The following is a 15,842-nucleotide window of genomic DNA, read 5'->3' on the forward strand; positions in this document are numbered from 1 at the left end:
GCGACGCGAGAGGCCGCAACCTAGCCATCTGGCCGCTCCAGTCAAGAGGAAGGTGGGATTCGGCCCGCCTTCTCAGGGGGAAAGGGCGGTGCGGTAGGCTGCGGGGCTGTCGATCAGCGCGCGCGCGGCCTGCTGGTCCAGGTCCCGCTCCTCGGCCGGCGGGCAGGCGGCGCGCAGCGCCACCACCTCGCTGGCCGGCACGGGCGCGCGGGCGCGGCGGGCGCGGGACAGCACGGGCTGCATCGGCGAGACGCCCTGTCCGAGCTGCTGCAGCGCCTGCTGGGCGGCCTCCAGGCCAAGGCTGGTGCACAGCGCCGGGATCACCCCCAGCCCCTGCACCGGCCAGCCCAGCGGCGCCAGCACGCGCGACCACGAGATCAGCACCTCCGCCCCGTTCGGCAGCGGCACGACGATCTGGATCAGGCCCTTGCCCAGCGTGGCGCTGCCCACCACCACGGCGCGCCCGCGGTCGCCCAGCGCCGCGGCGACGATCTCGGCGGCCGAGGCGGTGCGGCCATCCACCAGCACCACCACCGGGCGCCCCCGCGCCAGGTCGGTGCCGCCCGCTTCCCAGATCCGCTGCGCCTCCGGGTGGCGGCCGGCGCTCTGCGCCACCATGCCGCCGCCGAGGAACGCATCGGCCACGCCCATGGCCTGGGCCAGGATGCCGCCCCGGTTGCCGCGCAGGTCCAGCACCACCCCGCGCGGCGGCACGGGCGCCGCGAAGGCGTTGTTCAGCGCCTCGGACAGCTGCTCGGTGGTGACGGCCGAGAAGACGCTGATCCGGGCCCACAATATGCCGTCCAGCACCTCGGCGCGGAGGCTGCGCAGCACCTCGCTCGGGCGGCGCAGCACCACGTTCAGCCGCTGGCCGCCGCGCCGCAGGCTGAGCCGAACCGGCGTGTCCGGCGGCCCTTCCAGAAGCTCCGCCGCCTGGGTGATGCGCCGGGCGGAAACGGGGATGCCGTCGATCGCCAGCAGCGTGTCCCCCTCCCGCAGGCCGGCCCGGCGCGCCTCGCCCTCCGCCTCCAGCGCGGCGACGACGACGCTGCCGCGCGGCCCGCTGGCCACCCGCAGCCCGAGGCCCGACTGCCCGACGCGGCGCTGCCGCGCGTTCCAGGCCTCCTCGGCGGTGATGTAGCGGCTATAGGGGTCGAGGTGGTTGAACACCTCGTCGAAGCCGGCCTGGATCACCCGCTCCATGCCGGCGCGGCGCAGCGGGGGCGAGCTCGCCCAGGCCTGGGCATAAAGCTGTGCCAGTGTATCGGCCAGCTGCTCCGCCGCGCCATGCGCGGCCGCGCCCGGCCTTGTCTGCGCCGAAAGCGCGGAACTCGGCAGCGGTGCCTCGGCCAGCAGGCCGGCGCCCAGGTGCAGCCGCAGCAGCCCGCCCTGCACGTCGGCGCTCAGGCTGGTGTCCACCGCTCCCAGCCCGCGCAGCGACCACAGCGCCAGCTCCTCCGGCGCCGCCACCTCCAGGTGGCGATCGATGATTGCCTCGAAGGCCTCGCGCAGCACCACGCGGGTCAGGCTGCGGGAAAAGCCGGTTTCGGCCTGCGCCAGGGCCGCGAGCGGCGCCAGGGGCGCGGCCAGCACCAGGGCGAGGGCCAGCAGCCGCGCCAGCAGGTGGGCGCGGGGGGCGGCGAACCGCCCGCCAGGCGGCAGGGGGAGGAGGGCCGCCGCTAGCGCGGCCTGGCTCCGCGCGCCGGCGCCGGCCTGCCGCCGCCCGGTGGGCCGCGGCGGATGCGGCCGCGGCGTGCCCCGGGGGCCGGCGCCGCGCCACCGAGCAGCTGGAACAGCAGGCCGCCGGTCAGCGGCATCGCCTCGGCGAGGCGCACCTCCACGGCTTGTCCCAGGCTGAAGCACAGGCGCGTGTGGCGGCCGGTCAGCCGGTGCGCGGCCTCCTCGTGGGTCCATTGATCGTCCGGCAGGGATGACGAGGGCACGAGTCCCCCCGCGCCATTCTCCTCGAGCGTGACGAACAGGCCGAAGCGTGTCACCCCCGAAATCCGCGCGGCGAACATGCCGCCCACGCGGGACGCCATGTGCAGCGCCAGGTAGCGCTCCACCGCCTCCCGCTCGGCCGCGGCGGCGCGCCGCTCGGTGCGGGTGATGTGCTCGGCCGTGTCCTCGAGCGCGGCGGCCTCCGCCTCCTCCAGCCCGTCCGCGCCGAGCCGCAGGCCGCTGACCAGGGCGCGGTGGACGACCAGATCGGCGTAGCGGCGGATCGGGCTGGTGAAATGGGCGTAGCGGGCGAGCGCCAGGCCGAAATGCCCCGCATTCTCGGGCGCATAGGCGGCCTGGGACTGGGCGCGCAGCACCATCTCGTGCACCAGCCGCGCCTCGGGCCGGTCCGCCACCTGCTCCAGCAGCCCGGCGAAGTGGCGCGGGTGGATCTGGTCGGAGGGAGGCAGCTCCAGCTCCATCGCGCCCAGGAACTGGCGAAGGGCCTCCAGCTTCTCGTCGGAGGGCCGCTCATGCACGCGGTAGAGCAGGGGCTGGCGGCGCCGCTCCAGCTCCTCCGCCGCACAGACATTGGCGGCCACCATGAACTCCTCGATCAGCCGGTGGGAATCGAGGCGCTGGCGCGGCACCACGCCGCGCACCGCGCCATCCTCCGCCAGCAGCACGCGGCGCTCGGGCAGGTCGAGGTCCAGCGTGCCGCGCCGGCCGCGCGCCGCCGCCAGGGCCGCATAGGCGCCGTAGAGGGCCTCGATCCCGGCCATGGGCAGGGTGGCGTCCAGCGCCACGCGGGCGGCCTCAACCTGCTCATAGGTGAGGCGGGCGGATGAACGCATCAGGCCGCGGCCGAAGCGGTGGCCGGTCTTGCCGCCCCGCGCGTCGAACCGCATCTCCACGAAGAGGCAGGCGCGCTCCTCCTCCGGGCGCAGGCTGCACAGCCCGTTGGACAGCGCCTCGGGCAGCATCGGCACCACGCGGTCGGGGAAATAGACGCTGTTGCCGCGCTCCCGGGCGGCGCGGTCCAGCGCGCTGCCAGGGCGGACGTAATGGGCGACATCGGCGATGGCCACGACCACGCGCCAGCCGCCATCCTCGGCGGCGGCCCAGACGGCGTCGTCGAAGTCCCGCGCATCCTCGCCGTCGATCGTCACCAGCGGCAGGGCGCGCAGGTCCTCGCGCCCCTCCGGGCCGATGGGGCGGGCGCGCTCCGCCTCGGCCAGCGCCTCGGGCGGGAAGTGCTCGGGGATGCGGTGGGCATGGATGCACAGCATGGACACGGCGCGCGGCGCGTCCATCGGCCCCAGCCGCTCGACCACCCGCGCCGGGCGCAGGCCGAGCGGGCCGCCCGGCATGGCCTCGGCCAGCACCAGCTCGCCCGGCTCGGCGCCGCCGCTGTTCTCCGGCGAAACGCTCCACTCGCTGCGCTGGCGCCGGTCGGTGGGCTGGATGCGCCCCTCCTGGTACACGCCCAGGATGCGCGCCGGCCCGCCGCCGATGCGCTTGAAGGTGCGCCCCTCATAGCGCCCGCCGCCCAGCGGCCGCACCCGCGCCAGGATGCGCTCGCCCGGCGCCAGGGCGGGCTGGCCGGGGCGCTCGGGGCGCATCAGCACCAGCGGCGGGCGGCCATGGCCTTCCCAGCGGATGGGGCGCGCCATCGGCTCGCCATCCGCGTCGGTGCCGAACACCTCCAGCGCCGCCATCTCGGGCAGGGTGCCGCCGCCGCGATGGGGCCGGGCGCCCGCCTCCGGCACCCAGCCTTCCTCCTCCAGCGCCTTCATCAGCGACCGCAGCGCCGGGCGCTGTTCCACGCCCAGCCCGAAATGCCGCGCGATCTCGCTCTTGCCGACACGCCCCGGCGCTTCCCGCAGGAAGCGCCGCAGCGCCTCGCGGGAAGGGAGGGCGGGGCCGGCGGGCGCGTGGTCCGGCGCGTCGGGATCGCCCGGCACCGCTCAGGCCTTCGCCTTGGCGGGGGCCTTCCTCGCGGGCGCCTTGGCAGGGGTGGCCTTGGGCTTGGCCGCGGCCTTGGCGGGAGCGGCCTTGGCGGGGGCGGCCTTGCGGGCGGGCGCCTTCTTCGGCTTCTCCTCGGCCACGGCCTCGGCCGCCGCCTTCTTCGGGGCGGCCTTCTTCGCGCCCTTCCTGGCGCCGAGCGGCGGCAGCTTCTTGCCCTTCTCGGCCAGCAGCGCCACCGCCTGGTCGAGGGTGATCTCCTCCATGGTCAGGTTGCGCGGCAGGCTCGCCACCATGCCGGCATGCTGCGCGAAGGGGCCGAAGCGGCCGCGCTTGATCTCCACCGGCTCGCCGTCCTTGGGGTGCGGCCCCATGGAGCGCACCTTGGCCTTGGCATCGGCCAGCAGCGACACGGCGCGGTTGATGCCGATGGTGAGCACGTCGTCGTCCCGGTCCACAGACTTGTAGATGCTGCCCATCTTCACATAGGGGCCGAAGCGGCCGATGGCGGCCGAGATCTCCTCGCCCGTCTCGGGGTGGATGCCGACGATGCGCGGCAGGTCCAGCAGCGCCAGGGCGCGCTCCAGCGTGACGCTTTCCGGGTCCATCCCGCGCGGCAGGCTGGCGCGCTTGGGCTTGGTGGGCTTGCCCTTGGCATCCGTGCCGCCCTCGCCAAGCTGGGCATAGACGCCATAAGGGCCGCGCCGCAGCGTCACCTGGGCGCCCGTCACGGGGTCGGTGCCCAGCTCCTTGATGCCGCCGGCCAGGGCCGCGTCGCCTTCCGGCTCGTTGCCGGGCACGGCCAGCGGCCGGGTGTGGCGGCATTCGGGATAGTTGGAGCAGCCGATGAAGGCGCCGTTGCGGCCGAGCCGCAGCCCGAGCCGGCCATTGCCGCAGGCCGGGCAGGCGCGCGGGTCGCCGCCATCGGCGGGCTGGGGGAAGAAGTGGGGGCCAAGCTCCTCGTCCAGCGCGTCGATCACGGCGCTGATGGTCAGGTCCTTGGTGGCGGCGATGGCGGCGTTGAAGTCGTCCCAGAAGGCGCGCATCACCGCGCGCCAGTCGGCACGGCCGCCGGAGATGTCGTCGAGCTTCTCCTCCATGCTCGCGGTGAAGTTGCTGTCCACGTAGCGCTCGAAGAAGTTCACCAGGAAGGCGGTGACCAGCCGGCCACGGTCCTCCGGCACGAAGCGCCGCTTGTCGATCTTCACATAGTCGCGGTCCTGCAGGGTCTGCAGGATGGAGGCGTAGGTGGAGGGGCGGCCGATGCCCAGCTCCTCCATCTTCTTGACCAGGCTCGCCTCGGAATAGCGCGGCGGCGGCTGGGTGAAGTGCTGGTCCGCGCTGGCGGCGGTGAGCTTCGCCGGGTCCTTCTCGCGCATCGGCGGCAGGGTGCGGGTGTCGTCCTCCTCGCCGGAGGCGGCCCCGGCGGGGGCGTCGTCCACATCCTCGCGGTAGAGCTTGAGGAAGCCGTCGAAGGCGATGACGCTGCCGGTGGCGCGCAGGCGGGTCTGGCCGGTGGGCTCGGCCAGGTCCACCGCCGTCTGGTCCAGCTCGGCCGACTGCATCTGGCTGGCGACGGCCCGCTTCCACACCAGTTCATAGAGCCGGCGCTGCTCGGGCGTCAGGAAGCGGGCCACCTGCTCCGGCGTGCGGCGCACATCGGTCGGGCGGATCGCCTCGTGCGCCTCCTGGGCGTTCTTGGCCTTGGAGGAATATTCGCGCGGCGCGGCGGGGATGTAGTCCGGGCCGAAGCTTTCCTTCACATGGTCGCGGATGGCGAACATCGCCTCGCGGGCCATCTGCACGCCGTCCGTCCGCATGTAGGTGATGAGGCCGACCGTCTCGCCCTGGATGTCCACGCCCTCATAGAGCTGCTGGGCCTGGCGCATGGTCTGCTGCGCGCCGAAGCCCAGCTTGCGCGAGGCTTCCTGCTGCAGGGTGGAGGTGGTGAAGGGCGGCGGCGGGTTGCGCCGGACGCGCTTCTTCTCGACGCTGGCGATGGTGAAGCCGCCGGCCTCGACCGCCGCCTTGGCGCGCATGGCGCTGGCCTCGTCCGGCAGGTCGAACTGTTCGAGCTTGCGGCCGCCCAGATGCGTCAGCCGGGCGGTGAAGGGCGCGGCGCTGGCGGTGAGGAAGCGGCCCTCCACCGTCCAGTACTCGCGCGCCCGGAACACCTCGATCTCGGCTTCCCGCTCGCAGATCAGCCGCAGCGCGACCGACTGCACGCGGCCCGCCGAGCGGCTGCCCGGCAGCTTGCGCCACAGCACGGGGGACAGGGTGAAGCCCACCAGGTAGTCCAGCGCGCGGCGGGCGAGGTAGGCCTCGATCAGCGGCGTGTCCAGGTCGCGCGGATGGGCCAGCGCGTGCTGCACGGCGCGCTTGGTGATCTCGTTGAAGGTGATGCGGTGCACCTTCACGCCGCGCAGCGCGCCCTTCTGCTCCAGCATCTCCCGGACGTGCCAGGAGATCGCCTCGCCCTCGCGGTCGGGGTCGGTGGCGAGGTAGAGGTTGCGGGCGCCCTTCACGGCCTTGGCGATGGCCGCCACCTGCTTCTCGCCCCGGTCCTCGGCGGACCAGTCCATGGCGAAGTCCTCGTCCGGGCGGACGCTGCCATCCTTGGGCGGCAGGTCGCGCACATGGCCGAAGCTCGCCAGCACCGTGAAGTCCTGGCCCAGATACTTGTTGATGGTCTTCGCCTTGGCCGGCGATTCGACGACGACGACGTCGGTCATGGCAGGTGTGCTGCGCTCTCTCTGGCCACCTGGGGCGGCGTTCGGGTCAGGCGTTGTCTCTACCGTAATCCGCTGCGGACCACACGGTTGCCGGGCAGGGCTTCTATACGTCCTTCCAGCTCCAGATCGAGCAGGATCGCTTGCACCGCGGCGGGGGAGAGGTGGCAGCGCCGCAGCAGCTCGTCAACCACGACTGGCGTGGGGCCAATCAGATCAAGGAGTTGCAGGGTGTCGGCGGGAAGGCTGCCCGGCTCCGGCGCGGGCCTCGCGCCCTGGGCGGGAGAGCGGGCGGGACGGAACGGCGGCGCGGCGCGGGGCGCGTCGGGCAGATTCTCCAGCACGTCCTCGGCGCGTTCGACGAGGTGCGCGCCCTGGCGCAGCAGGTCGTTGGAGCCGGCGCAGCGCGGGTCGAGCGGGCTGCCCGGCACGGCGAACACCTCGCGCCCCGCTTCCAGCGCCAGCCGCGCCGTCATCAGCGTGCCGGAGCGGTGCGCGGCCTCCACCACCACCGTGCCGAGGCTGAGCCCGGCGATGATGCGGTTGCGCCGCGGGAAGTGGCGCGCGATGGGCGCGGTGCCGAGCGGCGCCTCGGCCACCACGGCGCCACGCTCGGCCACCAGCCCCTGAAGCTCCAGGTGCTCGGGCGGGTAGGGCACGTCCAGCCCGCCGGGGATGACGGCCACCGTGGCGCCCGCCCGCAGCGCGCCCCGGTGCGCCGCGCCGTCGATGCCGCGCGCCATGCCGGAGGTGACGGCGAGGCCGGCGGCGGCCAGCGCCTCGGCCAGCTCCTCCGCCATGCGGCGGCCCAGGGCCGAGGCGTTGCGCGCGCCCACCACCGCCACCTGCGGTACGGCCAGCAGCGCGGGGTCGCCCACCACGGCGAGCGCCGGCGGCGCGTCGTGCAGCAGGGCCAGCAGGGCCGGGTAGTCCTCGTCGCACAGGAACAGGAAGCGGCCGCCCATCGCGTCCACCGCCTCCATCTCCCGCGCCACCGCCGATTCGGGCGCGGGGCGGTAGGGTACGCCGCCACGGGCCGGCAGGGCAGGCACCGCCGCCAGCGCCGCCGCTCCCGTGCCGTGCCGCTCCAGCAGCCGCTGGAAGGCCACGGGCCCGATGCCCTCGGTGCGGGCCAGGCGCAGCAGCGCCAGGGCCTCGGCTGCGGAGCGCCTCACGTCGTCTTCACGCCTTCTTCTGGCCGATGCGCGGCTCGGTGCCGGCCAGCAGGCGGCGGATGTTGTCCTGGTGCCGCCAGATGACGATGGCGGCCGTCACCAGCGCGAAGCCGGCGAGCTTCAGGTCGCCCGAGAGCAGCGCCACCAGCGGCGCGGCCGCGCAGGCGCCGAGCGCGGAGGCGGAGGAGATGCGCGTCACCTTGGCCAGAACCAGCCACAGCACGGCGCAGGCCAGCCCGACCCACCAGGCGGCGGCCAGCAGCACGCCCGCCCCGGTGGCCACGCCCTTGCCGCCCCGGAAGCCGAGCCAGACGGGAAAGATGTGCCCCAGCAGCGCGGCGAGGCCCGCCACCAGCCCGGCATCCCGGCTCCACAGCGCGCCCAGCGCCAGCACCGGCACCACACCCTTCAGCGCGTCCAGCAGCAGCGTCGCCGCCGCCACCTTCTTGTTGCCGGTGCGCAGCACGTTGGTGGCGCCGATATTGCCGCTGCCGACCTGGCGGATGTCGCCGAGCCCGGCGGCGCGGGTCAGCAGCAGGCCATAGGGGACGGAGCCGGACAGGTAGCCGATCAGCGCGGCGGCGAGCAGCAGGCTCATCCGAACACCCGCCGGCCGGCCTTCCAGGTGCCCAGCACCCGCCCTTCCAGCGCCCGCCCGTCGAAGGGGGAGTTCTGCGCCTTGCCGGGCAGCCGGCCGGCCTCGACCTTCCAGGCGCGCTCGGGGTCGAGCAGCAGCAGGTCGGCCGGGGCGCCGCGCTCCAGCCGCCCCACGGGCAGGCCGAGCAGGCCAGCGGGGCGGCTGGTCAGCAGGGCCAGGGCCTGGGGCAGCGCCAGGTCGCCGCCATGCACCCGCGCCAGGGTGATGCCGAGCAGCGTGGCCAGCCCCGTGCCGCCGGCCGAGGCCTGGGCGAAGGGCAGGCGCTTGTCGTCCGCGTCGGCCGGCTGGTGGTCGGAGGCGATGGCGTCGATCGTGCCATCGGCCAGCGCCGCTACCACGGCCAGCCGGTCCGCTTCCCGCCGCAGCGGGGGGGACAGCTTGGCATAGGTGCGGAAATCGCCGATCGCCGTCTCGTTCAGGTCGAAATAGGGCGGCGCCGTGTCGCAGGTGACGGCGAGGCCCTCCGCCTTGGCGCTCCGGATCAGGTCGAGCGCCGCGCCGGTCGAGACATGGGCGAAGTGGACATGCCCCCCGGTGATGCGGGCCAGCGCGATGTCGCGCGCCACCATGATGGCCTCGGCCGCCGGCGTGATGCCGGCGAGGCCGAGCCGGGTGGCCAGCTCGCCCTCCGTCGCCACGCCGCCGCGCGCCAGGGAGGGCTCCTCCGGGTGCTGCACCACGAAGCTGCCGAAGGCGCGGGAATAGGAGAGCGCGAGGCGCATGGTGCGCGCGCTCTCGATGGCATGGCGCCCGTCGCTGAAGGCCACGGCGCCCGCCTCGCGCAGCAGGCCGTATTCCGAGATCTCCTTGCCCGCGCAGCCCTTGGTGGCGGCGCCGTAGGGCAGGATGGACAGGCTGCCGGTGGCCTCGCCGCGGCGGAGGACGAATTGCAGCAGGGCGGCGTCGTCCAGCGCCGGCTGGGTGTCGGGCAGGGCGCAAAGGGTGGTGATGCCGCCCGCGGCGGCCGCATCGGCCGCGCTCTCGATGGTCTCGCGGTATTCGGCGCCGGGCTCGCCCAGCGCCGCGCGCATGTCGACCAGGCCCGGCGCCAGCACGGCGCCGCCGCAATCGACGATCTCGGCGCCTTCCGGGTTGCCCAGCGCGCCCCCGTGGTCGGCGATGACGCCGCGGCTGACCAGCAGGCTGCCCGGCGCGTCCAGCCCCGAGGCCGGGTCGATCAGGCGCGCGTTGATGAAGAGCGTGTCGGGGAGGGTGTCGTGCATGGGGGCGATCACAGCCGGGCGTTCCGGCGCATGTTGCGCGAAAGGATGTCCAGCACCGCCATGCGGACGGCGACCCCCATCTCCACCTGCTCGCCGATGACGCTGCGCGCCGGGTCGTCGGCGATGGCGCTGTCGATCTCGACGCCGCGGTTCATCGGGCCGGGGTGCATGACGATGGCATCCGGCTTGGCGAAGGCGAGCTTGGCGGCGTCCAGCCCGTAGAAGCGGAAGAACTCCCGCGCCGAGGGGACGAGGCCGCCGGCCATGCGCTCCTTCTGCAGGCGCAGCATCATCACCACGTCGGCATCCCGGAGGCCCGCCTTCATGTCGTGGAACACCTCGACGCCCATGCGCGCCGCCTCGGCCGGGATCAGCGTCGGCGGCCCCACCACCCGCACGCGGCAGTTCATGGCGGAAAGCAGGTGGATGTTGGAGCGCGCCACGCGGCTGTGCAGCACGTCGCCGCAGATGGCCACGGTGAGGTTCTCGAGCTGCCCCTTGCGGCGGCGGATGGTCAGCGCGTCCAGCAGCGCCTGGGTCGGGTGCTCGTGGGTGCCGTCGCCCGCGTTGATCACCGCCGCGTCCACCTTCTGGCTCAGCAGGGCGGGGGCGCCGGACTGGGCGTGGCGCACCACCAGCAGGTCGCAATGCATGGCGTTCAGGGTGGAGGCGGTGTCGAGCAGCGTCTCGCCCTTGTTCACGCTGGACTGGCTGACGGACATGTTGATCACGTCCGCGCCCAGCCGCTTGCCGGCCAGCTCGAAGCTGGTGCGGGTGCGGGTGCTGTCCTCGAAGAACAGGTTGATCAGCGTCCGGCCCTTCAGCAGGTCGCGCTGGGTCTTCCCGCTGCGGTTGAGCAGCGCGTAGGATTCCGCCAGATCCAGGAGGTCGGCGATGTAGGGCGGCTCCAGCCCTTGCAGGGCCAGGAGGTGCCGATGAGGATATGGCAGCATTCGGGACCAGTCCGGCTAGAGGCGGGGGACCATAGCCATACGGGCGCCGCGCCGGAAGGGCCGGCCTGCGGAGCCGTGCCGCTCAGCCGGCCTGCGGCCTCGTGCCGCTCGGTCGGCCTGCGGCCTTGTGCCGCTCGGTCGGCCTGCGGCCTCGTGCCGCTCAATCGGCCGGCGGGGGCTGCGGCAGGGAAAGCAGCAGCCGCAGCAATTCCCCCTGGCGCCGCGTGCCGGTCTTGGCCAGCAGGGCCTGCACCTGGCTGCGCACCGTGCTGAGCCGCACGTCGCGTGCCTGCGCCACCTCCTCCGGGCTCAGCCCCTGGGCGAGGCTGGCGGCGACCCCCGCCTCGGCCGGCGTCAGGCCGAACAGCGCCATGAGCTGGTCGGGCAGGGGAGGCGGCACCTCGCGCGGGTCGGACAGCAGCAGCAGCGCGAGCGGCGCCGTGCCGGGCGGGCTGCCGAGCGATTGCGGCTGGAAGGGCGCCACCATCAGCACCAGTGCCGGCAGGCCCTCGGCGCGGGGGCAGCGCAGCGTGTTGGCGCGGCGCGGCGTGCCCAGGGTGGTGGCCTGCGCCAGCAGCAGGGAGAAGCGCTCATCCGCCGGGCCGTAGGTCAGGCGCAGCCGGCCGCCCGGATGGCTGGTGGCGCAGGCGTTGCGCTCCTCCAGCAGCCGCCGCGCCACCCGGTTCATGAACAGGATGCGCCGGTCCGCGGTCAGGATGATGATGCCGTTCGCCATCCGGTCCAGCGCGTCGAAGCCCAGGCGCTGGGTCGTCTCGGCCTGTTGCAGCCGAAGCTGCACCTGGGTGGCGCGGCGCAGATGCGGCCACAGGCGCCGGATGTTGCGGGTCTCCTCCGGGGTGAAGGCGCCGCGCTCCCGCGCCCGTTGCAGGCCGAAGGGCAGAATCTGCCCGTTTCCCACCGGCGTGACCGCGCCCGCGACATAGAAGACGTTGTGCATCTTGGGGCGGAGCAGGTCGTTGTAGATCTCGGACTTCTCCACCTGCTTGTCGGGCAGCTGGTCCTGGCTGAGCAGGACCTGCCCCGGCGTGTTGCGGGCGAAGTCGAGATAGATGTCGCGCGAGAAGAAGTGCTCGGAATAGTCCTGGTTGACCTCCTCGGTGATGTTGTGGGTGGCCAGCAGCCGCGTGGTGCCCTGGGCGGGGCTGGCCAGCTGGAGCGCGGCCGTCGAGGCCCCCGCCAGCAGGACGACCCGCTCCAGCAACGCCTCCCAGCCGCCCTCGGCGGAGCCGTCGGTCGCCAGCCTGTAGAGATCGTCGATCAGCAGGTCGAGACGATCATCTGGCATGCCCGTCGCGGCCTCTGTGGAAATGTAACGATTGGGCACAATGCGTCGGGCCGTCCGGAAGATGCAAGATGAACGGATCGGCGGGCCTCATCCACGCACGCCACCGCCCCCCGTGGCATCCAGCGCCGCCTGCAGCATGTAGGCCGCCGCCGCCGCGTCCACCGCGCGGGCCCGCTTGCCGCGCGTCAGGTCCGCCTCCTCGATCATCATGCGGTTGACGGCGGAGGAGGAGAGCCGCTCGTCCCACAGCGCCGCCGGCAGGCCGGTGGCGGCGGACAGCGCGATGGCCCAGTCCTTGGCCGCCTGGGCCGCCGGGCCGAAGGAGCCGTCCATCCCGAGCGGCAGCCCCACCACCAGCCCGCCCGCGCCCTCCTTCCGCGCGATGGCGGCGATCTCGGCGGCGTTGGCCGCCAGCTTGGCGCGGGGCAGGCCCTTGTAGGGGCTGGCCAGCATCAGCAGGACGTCGGACAATGCCACGCCGATGACGCGCTTGCCGGGGTCGAGGCCGATCAGGCGCGCGTGGCGGGGCAGGCCGGCACGCAGTTCGCTCAGGTTGATGATGGGCATGGCGGTGTTTATGGTCCGCTCCCGTTTCCGTGCAAACCTAACCTGTTTAACTCTCCGGAAGAAAAAGAATGTCGCTCGACACCGCCACAGTCCGGCGCGTCGCCTCGCTCGCCCGCCTCAGGGTGGAGGAGGCCGACCTGCCGCGCCTTGAGGCCGAACTGAATGGAATCCTGGGCTGGATCGAGCAGTTGCAGGCGGTCGATACCCAAGGGGTGGAGCCGATGGCCGGCGGCGGCGCCGAGGCGCTGCGCATGCGCGAGGACCGCGTGACCGATGGCGGCATCCAGGAGAAGGTGCTGGCCAACGCGCCGGACCGGGCGGATGCCTTCTTCGCCGTGCCCAAGGTGGTGGAGTGAGCGGCATGACGCACCCGACCGAGCTGACGATCGCCGGCGCCCGCGCCGCGCTGGACCGGCGCGAGATCAGCGCCGTGGAACTGACCCGCGCGCATCTGGACGCCATCGCGGCGCTGAACCCGCGCCTCAACGCCTACATCACCCCGACGCCCGAGCTGGCGGAGCGGCAGGCGGCCGAGGCCGATGCCGCGCTGGCCAGGGGCGAGGGCCGGGCGCTGACCGGCATCCCGCTGGCCATCAAGGACCTGTTCTGCACCGCCGGCACCCGCACCACGGCGGCGAGCCGCATCCTTGGCAACTTCGTGCCGCCCTATGAGAGCACGGTGACGGCTAACCTGCTGCGCGACGGCGCGGTGTTCCTGGGCAAGGCGAACCTCGACGAGTTCGCCATGGGCTCCTCCAACACCTCCTCCGCCTTCGGCGCGGCGGAGAACCCGTGGAAGCGCCAGGGCGAGGAGGACACCTTCCTGGTGCCCGGCGGCTCCTCGGGCGGCTCGGCGGCGGCGGTGGCGGCGCGCCTCGCGCTCGGCGCCACGGCGACCGACACGGGCGGCTCGATCCGCCAGCCGGCGGCCTTCTGCGGCATCGCCGGCATCAAGCCGACCTATGGGCGCTGCTCGCGCTTCGGCATCGTGGCCTACGCCTCCTCGCTCGACCAGGCGGGGCCGGTGGCGCGCACCGTCGAGGATTGCGCCATCCTGCTCGGCTCCATGGCCGGCTTCGACCCGAGGGATTCCACCAGCGCCGACGTGGCGGTGCCGGACTTCGCCGCCGCCGTGGCGCGCGGCGTGAAGGGCCTGCGCATCGGCATCCCGCGCGAATACCGGATGGAGGGGCTTTCCCCCGAGATCGACGCGCTGTGGCAGCAGGGCATGGCGTGGCTGAAGGCGGAAGGCGCGACGCTGGTCGACATCAGCCTGCCGCACACGAAATACGCGCTGCCCACCTACTACATCGTGGCGCCGGCCGAGGCCTCCTCCAACCTCGCCCGCTATGACGGCGTGCGCTTCGGCCTGCGCGAGAATGGCGAGGACCTCAAGGACCTCTATGAGCGCACCCGCGCCGCCGGCTTCGGCGACGAGGTGAAGCGCCGCATCCTGATCGGCACCTATGTGCTGAGCGCCGGCTATTACGACGCCTACTACGTCAAGGCGCAGCAGGTGCGGGCGCTGATCAAGCGCGACTTCGACCGGGCCTGGGGAGAGGTGGACGCCATCCTGACCCCCGCCACGCCCAGCGCCGCCTTCGGGCGGGACGAGAAGCAGGACGACCCTGTGGCCATGTACCTGAACGACGTTTTCACCGTGACGGCGAACCTCGCCGGCATTCCCGGCATGTCGGTGCCGGCGGGCCTCGATGCCAAGGGCCTGCCGCTCGGCCTGCAGATCCTGGGCAAGCCCTTCGACGAGGAGACGGTGTTCGCCGTCGGCGGCGCCATCGAGCGCGCGGCCGGCTTCAACGCGCTTCCCACGCTGAGGGCCGCGGCATGAGCTACACCATCGAGGGCAGCACCGGCCCATGGGAAGTGGTGATCGGGCTTGAGGTGCATGCCCAGGTCACCTCTGAAGCAAAACTGTTCAGCGGCGCCGCCACCGCCTTCGGCGCCGAGCCCAACAGCCAGGTCAGCTTCATCGACGCGGGCTTCCCCGGCATGCTGCCGGTGATCAACCGCGAATGCGTGGCGCAGGCCGTGCGCACCGGCCTCGGGCTGAACGCGCAGGTCAACCTGTGGTCGCGCTTCGACCGCAAGAACTACTTCTACGCGGACCTGCCGCAGGGCTACCAGATCAGCCAGTACCAGTATCCGGTGATCGGCACGGGGCAGATCGAGATCGATCTGGCGGACGGCAGCACCAAGCAGATCGGCATCACGCGCCTGCACCTGGAGCAGGATGCCGGCAAGTCGCTGCACGACCAGCACCCGAGCAAGAGCTACATCGACCTCAACCGCTCGGGCGTGGCACTGATGGAGATCGTCTCCGAGCCGGACATGCGCTCGCCGGAGGAGGCGGGGGCCTATCTCACCAAGCTGCGGCAGATCCTGCGCTACCTCGGCACCTGCGACGGCAACATGGAGCAGGGCTCGCTCCGCGCCGATGTCAATGTTTCCGTCCGCAAGCCGGGCGAGGGGTTCCGCACGCGCTGCGAGGTCAAGAACGTCAATTCCATCCGCTTCGTCATGCAGGCGGTGGAGGCCGAGGCGCGCCGGCAGGTGGAGCTGTGGGAAGCGGGCGAGGAGGTGGTGCAGGAAACCCGCCTGTTCGACACCACCCGCGGCGTGACCCGCTCCATGCGCTCCAAGGAGGACGCGCATGACTACCGCTACTTCCCCGACCCGGACCTGCCGCCGCTGGTGCTGGACGCCGCCTGGGTGGAGGCGCTGAAGGCCGCCCTGCCGGAGCTGCCCGATGCCCGCCGCGCCCGCTATGTCGGCGATTTCGGCCTGACGCCCTATGACGCCCATGTCCTGACGCTGGAGAAGGAGACGGCCGCCTTCTACGAGGCCGTGGCGAAGGGCCGCGACCCCAAGATGGCCGCCAACTGGATCACCGGCGACTTCTTCGCGGGCCTCAACCGCACCGGCGCCAGCATCGGCAGCTCGCCGGTCAGCGCCGGGGATCTCGGCGCGCTGCTCGACCTGATCTCCGACAGCACGCTGTCCGGCAAGCTCGCCAAGGAGGTGCTGGAGGCGATGTTCGAGACGGGCAAGCCGCCCGCCGCCATCGTCGAGGAGCGCGGCCTGAAGCAGGTGACCGACACCGGCGCGATCGAGGCGGTGATCGACCAGGTGATGGCCGCCAATGCCGGCAAGGTGGAGGAATACCGCTCCGGCAAGGACAAGCTGTTCGGCTTCTTCGTCGGCCAGACGATGAAGGCCATGCAGGGCAAGGGCAACCCGGCGCTGGTCAACGAGCTGCTGAAGAAGAAGCTGGGCTGACGCGAGGCCCGGCGCGTGCTTCCCTCCCGGC

Annotated in this window: 12 protein-coding genes; 3 read left to right on the forward strand and 9 right to left on the reverse strand. The window is 73.0% G+C overall.

The window, feature by feature from the left end; genetic code table 11:
* Positions 1-72: 72 nt before the first annotated feature.
* From CR162_RS00835 to ruvX, 9 genes are all read right to left on the reverse strand, one after another.
* A complete protein-coding gene (locus CR162_RS00835) occupies positions 73-1,593 on the reverse strand; it encodes a S41 family peptidase (protein ID WP_099093640.1) in 1,521 nt (506 codons plus the stop codon).
* Between the two features lie 86 nt (positions 1,594-1,679).
* Complete coding sequence (gene rnr, locus CR162_RS00840; RefSeq protein ID WP_099093641.1) at positions 1,680-3,905, reverse strand: ribonuclease R; 2,226 nt, start codon at positions 3,903-3,905, stop codon at positions 1,680-1,682.
* A gap of 3 nt (positions 3,906-3,908) precedes the next feature.
* On the reverse strand, positions 3,909-6,638 hold the full coding sequence (gene topA / locus CR162_RS00845) for a type I DNA topoisomerase (protein ID WP_099093642.1): 2,730 nt from the start codon (positions 6,636-6,638) through the stop codon (positions 3,909-3,911).
* A gap of 59 nt (positions 6,639-6,697) precedes the next feature.
* Positions 6,698-7,810 (reverse strand): DNA-processing protein DprA, encoded by a 1,113-nt coding sequence (gene dprA, locus CR162_RS00850; RefSeq protein WP_099093643.1) that lies wholly within the window; start codon positions 7,808-7,810, stop codon positions 6,698-6,700.
* A gap of 7 nt (positions 7,811-7,817) precedes the next feature.
* Positions 7,818-8,408, reverse strand: coding sequence for a glycerol-3-phosphate 1-O-acyltransferase PlsY (plsY, locus tag CR162_RS00855; protein ID WP_099093644.1), 591 nt, complete (start codon positions 8,406-8,408; stop codon positions 7,818-7,820).
* Positions 8,405-9,691, reverse strand: coding sequence for a dihydroorotase (gene pyrC, locus CR162_RS00860; protein WP_099093718.1), 1,287 nt, complete (start codon positions 9,689-9,691; stop codon positions 8,405-8,407). Before pyrC ends, plsY begins: the two co-directional genes overlap by 4 nt.
* Positions 9,692-9,699: 8 nt before the next feature.
* Positions 9,700-10,644, reverse strand: a complete 945-nt coding sequence (locus CR162_RS00865; protein WP_099093645.1) for an aspartate carbamoyltransferase catalytic subunit — start codon at positions 10,642-10,644, stop codon at positions 9,700-9,702.
* 160 nt (positions 10,645-10,804) lie between these two features.
* A complete protein-coding gene (locus tag CR162_RS00870; protein WP_099093646.1) occupies positions 10,805-11,950 on the reverse strand; it encodes a helix-turn-helix transcriptional regulator in 1,146 nt (381 codons plus the stop codon).
* An 87-nt stretch (positions 11,951-12,037) separates the two neighbouring features.
* Positions 12,038-12,517 (reverse strand): Holliday junction resolvase RuvX, encoded by a 480-nt coding sequence (ruvX, locus tag CR162_RS00875; RefSeq protein WP_099093647.1) that lies wholly within the window; start codon positions 12,515-12,517, stop codon positions 12,038-12,040.
* Positions 12,518-12,585: 68 nt separating this feature from the next.
* Here ruvX and gatC point away from each other — a divergent pair, with 68 nt between their 5' ends.
* Genes gatC through gatB form a run of 3 tightly spaced genes read left to right on the forward strand, consistent with a single transcriptional unit; the run spans position 12,586 to position 15,811 of the window.
* Entirely contained in the window at positions 12,586-12,873 is a 288-nt protein-coding gene (gene gatC, locus CR162_RS00880; protein ID WP_099093648.1) for an Asp-tRNA(Asn)/Glu-tRNA(Gln) amidotransferase subunit GatC, read from the forward strand.
* Positions 12,874-12,878: 5 nt separating this feature from the next.
* Positions 12,879-14,363, forward strand: a complete 1,485-nt coding sequence (gene gatA, locus CR162_RS00885; RefSeq protein WP_176559664.1) for an Asp-tRNA(Asn)/Glu-tRNA(Gln) amidotransferase subunit GatA — start codon at positions 12,879-12,881, stop codon at positions 14,361-14,363.
* Entirely contained in the window at positions 14,360-15,811 is a 1,452-nt protein-coding gene (gatB, locus tag CR162_RS00890) for an Asp-tRNA(Asn)/Glu-tRNA(Gln) amidotransferase subunit GatB (protein WP_099093650.1), read from the forward strand. The genes gatA and gatB overlap by 4 nt, the downstream gene beginning before the upstream one ends.
* Positions 15,812-15,842 lie beyond the last annotated feature (31 nt).

Origin of the sequence: Teichococcus rhizosphaerae (genome assembly GCF_002631185.1) — a bacterium.
In the GTDB taxonomy this organism is placed as follows: Bacteria; Pseudomonadota; Alphaproteobacteria; order Acetobacterales; family Acetobacteraceae; genus Pseudoroseomonas; species Pseudoroseomonas rhizosphaerae.